Origin of the sequence: Nitrosomonas ureae (assembly GCF_900108305.1) — a bacterium.
GTDB lineage: Bacteria > Pseudomonadota > Gammaproteobacteria > Burkholderiales > Nitrosomonadaceae > Nitrosomonas > Nitrosomonas ureae_B.
This window is the reverse complement of record NZ_FNUX01000058.1, coordinates 1-3,533: the sequence shown is the minus strand read 5'-3', so window position 1 is coordinate 3,533 and position 3,533 is coordinate 1. Positions and strand designations below refer to the sequence as shown.

4 protein-coding genes are annotated in these 3,533 nt (G+C 40.8%); all 4 read left to right on the top strand.

Annotated features, from left to right (window positions below; all coding sequences use genetic code 11):
• Positions 1-95: 95 nt before the first annotated feature.
• The 4 genes from C4S39_RS14905 (at position 96) to C4S39_RS14890 (ending at position 3,432) form a co-directional block, all read left to right on the top strand.
• A complete protein-coding gene (locus C4S39_RS14905; protein WP_103967716.1) occupies positions 96-380 on the top strand; it encodes a hypothetical protein in 285 nt (94 codons plus the stop codon).
• A gap of 146 nt (positions 381-526) precedes the next feature.
• Entirely contained in the window at positions 527-1,621 is a 1,095-nt protein-coding gene (locus tag C4S39_RS14900) for a glycosyltransferase (protein WP_103967715.1), read from the top strand.
• A gap of 48 nt (positions 1,622-1,669) precedes the next feature.
• Positions 1,670-2,446, top strand: a complete 777-nt coding sequence (locus C4S39_RS14895) for a WecB/TagA/CpsF family glycosyltransferase (RefSeq protein ID WP_258039474.1) — start codon at positions 1,670-1,672, stop codon at positions 2,444-2,446.
• 65 nt (positions 2,447-2,511) lie between these two features.
• Positions 2,512-3,432, top strand: coding sequence for a sulfotransferase domain-containing protein (locus C4S39_RS14890; RefSeq protein WP_103967713.1), 921 nt, complete (start codon positions 2,512-2,514; stop codon positions 3,430-3,432).
• Positions 3,433-3,533: the final 101 nt, after the last annotated feature.

Genomic DNA, 3,533 nt, shown 5'->3' with positions numbered 1-3,533 from the left:
TGTTCTCCTTATTTTGATAATCGATCTGGGCAGATCTTTATCAACAGATTACACCGCTCTCTTCTCCTTACATACACCAGAAATGATCATAGCTCATGAATAGTTTGACTTTGCTTTGGTTGAATTATCAAGCTGGCCGTATCCAATTAGATTGGTTGGGAACTATACGTGGCCTTAGCATTGCCATATTTCTGGCCGCTGCCGGCTGGGCAATTGAAGACAAATTAGGAGTGTGGTGGACGCTGACATTTGTTTTAGTAGCTTATATACCTGGTTTAATGCTGGTAAAGCCATTAAACCAATCAGATATGGCGCTACTTAACCGAGGATTGCGTCACCGTGCCCGGATATTTCTGCATTTTACTTCGAAAAGTTCATAACAATTAATTGGTATCATTATTTATGTTCGCATCATGGTAGGTCAATTGAGCGATTTGTATGAGCCATAAAGACACTTTTGATTCTTTTTCCTAATCTTCCTAAACTTGTATCGGATATGTCTAAAAACCACGAAAATATAAAGATCATGCATGTTATCAACGGAGAATTTTTCTCTGGTGCTGAGCGAGTGCAGGATGTATTGGCAATACGACTACCGGATTATGGTTATGAGATAGGTTTTTGTTGCATAAAGCCAGGAAAATTTTCTGCTTGCCGGAATTCTACTGTGCCAATCTTTGATACATTTATGAAATCGAAATTTGATCTGGCGCCGGCATTGGAGATTGCAAGAATTGTAAAGCGAGATAATTACTCCTTGTTGCATACACACACTCCCCGCGCTGTATTAGTGGGACGCATAGTGGCGTGGTTATCCGGCGTACCATTAGTGCATCATGTACATAGCCCGACGATACGAGATACAGAAAGCGTGTGGCGTAATCGAATGAATTCACTTATAGAGCGATTAAGTTTAGTGGGCGTAGCGCAATTAATTCCAGTATCGAGAAGTCTGGAGTTTTATTTGAAGAAACAGGGCTGGTCAGAGAAACGAATTACAATGGTTGCCAATGGAGTAGTTACGCCGGCTATGTTACCTGTACGAGATATACCTGGGCCAGAATGGGTGATTGGGAGTGTGGCATTGTTTCGGCCGCGCAAAGGTACGGAAGTTTTGATACAGGCATTGGCAAATCTACGTCAGGCGGGCCGTTCGGTAAGATTGCGTGCAGTAGGCCCATTTGAGACTATGGAATACGAAAGAACTATTAAAGAGATGGCGGATAGACTCGGGGTAGGGGACATGATCGACTGGATTGGATTCGCTCAAGATGTCAATGCCGAATTCACTAAAATGGATATTCTTGTTTTGCCGAGTCTCTTTGGAGAAGGTATGCCGATGGTAATTCTGGAAGCAATGGCAACAGGAGTTCCGGTAGTAGCATCTGATGTAGAAGGTATTCCTGAAGTATTAGAGCATGGTAAAACCGGTTTGATAGTGCCAGCTGGTGATGTAAAGAAACTGGCTACTGCCATAGCTGATTTAGTCGATAATAAATATGACTGGCGTGCCATGCGAGAAGCTGCTTACCAATTGCAAGTGGCAAGCTTTTCTGATTACAGTATGGCCAAAGGTGTGGCACGTGTTTATGATGCGATTCTGAATTCTATGCATCGTTAAAATATCAGCTATCAAATACTCAACCAATCATTAGGAATGAAACAGAGCATGCATCAAATTTCCTTGTTCGGACTGAAAATAGAAGATACGACGTTAACTGATGCCAGCGCAAATATTGTCAATGATGCTAAATCAGGCGTGCAGCGTAAAATATATTTCGTCAATGCACATTGCATAAATATTGCTGCGGTAAATATTGATTACCTTTCAGTACTACAAGATAAAGCAATGCTATTTGCCGATGGCAGTGGTATGCGCTTAGCTGCGGGATTAGCTGGTTTTTCTCTAAAAGACAATGTCAATGGTACCGATTTATTTCCGCTGGTCTGTCATGATGCCGCGGCAGCTGGTGTCAAGCTGGCTTTATTGGGTGCTCGCCCAGGAATCGCAGAACGATGCGCTGAAAATATGAAAGTTCAATTTCCTGAATTAGATATTGCATGGGTTCATGATGGCTATTTTAAGCAGGATGCTGAAAACGATATTATCGCTGCTATCAATCGTAGCGGAGCGGAAATTCTGTTTGTAGCGATGGGGGTTCCCATGCAGGAACTATGGATTGCGCGCCATGTAAACAAACTTCGTGTGCCTGTATTACTGGGTGTGGGGGCCTTATTTGATTTTTATTCAGGAACTATGCCACGTGCGCCGCATTGGATGCGTCGCTTTGGTCTGGAATGGTTATTCCGGTATGCGATGGAGCCAAGGAGAATGTTTGTGCGATATATCGTGGGTAATCCGGTATTTATTATTCGAATGCTATGGCGGCGTTTAAAGGGCCAGAAGAATCTGCAAGAAGCGGTCTTGCTTGATGGTGTGAAGTAAAAAAAGCGAAGCTAAATTCGACTTGATTCAGAATATACTCGAAAAATAATGTTGATTCTAAATTTATGAAAGAAATATCTAGTGTTAATCTGGCTAACTTCATTATCGCTGGTACGGAGAAGGCCGGCACAACCTCGATATTTACGTATCTAAGCACTCATCCATCGGTTTGTGGTTCAACTGTTAAGGAAACAGATTTTTTTCGTAATTCATTTACCGGTAATCGCGAGAAAGATATTGTTAATTACTCAAATTACTTTGAGCGTTGTTCTCCTGAGACTCGAATCGTAATGGAAGCTTCACCGGGATATCTGGGTAGTGGTGCAGAAGTGGCAGCTCGCATTCATACATTGGTGCCGGAAACCAAGCTACTGTTCATATTAAGAAATCCCATTGATCGAATATACTCTTCATTTAATTTTCATGTCGGAAAGCTGAATCTGGATTCTGATTTAAGCTTTGAGGAATATATTGATAAGTGCATTGCGTATGATTCTGATCAAAGAACACCCGCTGAACTGGGTATTAAAGAATGGTATTTAAAGATCATCAGTTTTGGTCGATACGCTGATTATTTGAAATACTATTATCAACTATTTCCAGAAAATCAAATCAAGATTATGTTTTTTGAGAATATGAGTCAGGATATTGACGGATTCATGTACGAGCTGTGTCAGTTCCTGGAAATTTCTCCAGACTATTTCAATGGATATGATTTTAGAAGAATTAATGTTACTTACGAAAGCAAGTTGAAATGGTTGCACAAGATCGCGGTCCACTTTAACGCCAAGTCCGAACATTTTTTACGGCAACGACCTGAGTTAAAACAGCTTATGGTTAAATTATATAAGAAAATTAACCAAGCAAGAGAGGGATATGATGAAATTTCCGATGAAAGTCGTGATCGTTTAAAACAATATTATTTGCCGAGTATTGCGGCACTGCAGACGTTTATTGGAACAAAAAATATACCTTGGGATATTTAACCGACCTAATTAGTCATCCCTGAAAAAAGTACCCAACAATTGTTGTTGAGAAATTGAATCTGATATTTCCATTCAATGTGGAGAATAACTTTGGTTGGTTG

What these genes read in the sequence shown, in the direction of transcription:
- C4S39_RS14890 (WP_103967713.1), top strand. Translation starts at nt 2,512, where the DNA reads ATGAAAGAAATATCTAGTGTTAATCTGGCTAACTTCATTATCGCTGGT.
- C4S39_RS14895 (WP_258039474.1), top strand. Translation starts at nt 1,670, where the DNA reads ATGCATCAAATTTCCTTGTTCGGACTGAAAATAGAAGATACGACGTTA.
- C4S39_RS14905 (WP_103967716.1), top strand. Translation starts at nt 96, where the DNA reads ATGAATAGTTTGACTTTGCTTTGGTTGAATTATCAAGCTGGCCGTATC.
- C4S39_RS14900 (WP_103967715.1), top strand. Translation starts at nt 527, where the DNA reads ATGCATGTTATCAACGGAGAATTTTTCTCTGGTGCTGAGCGAGTGCAG.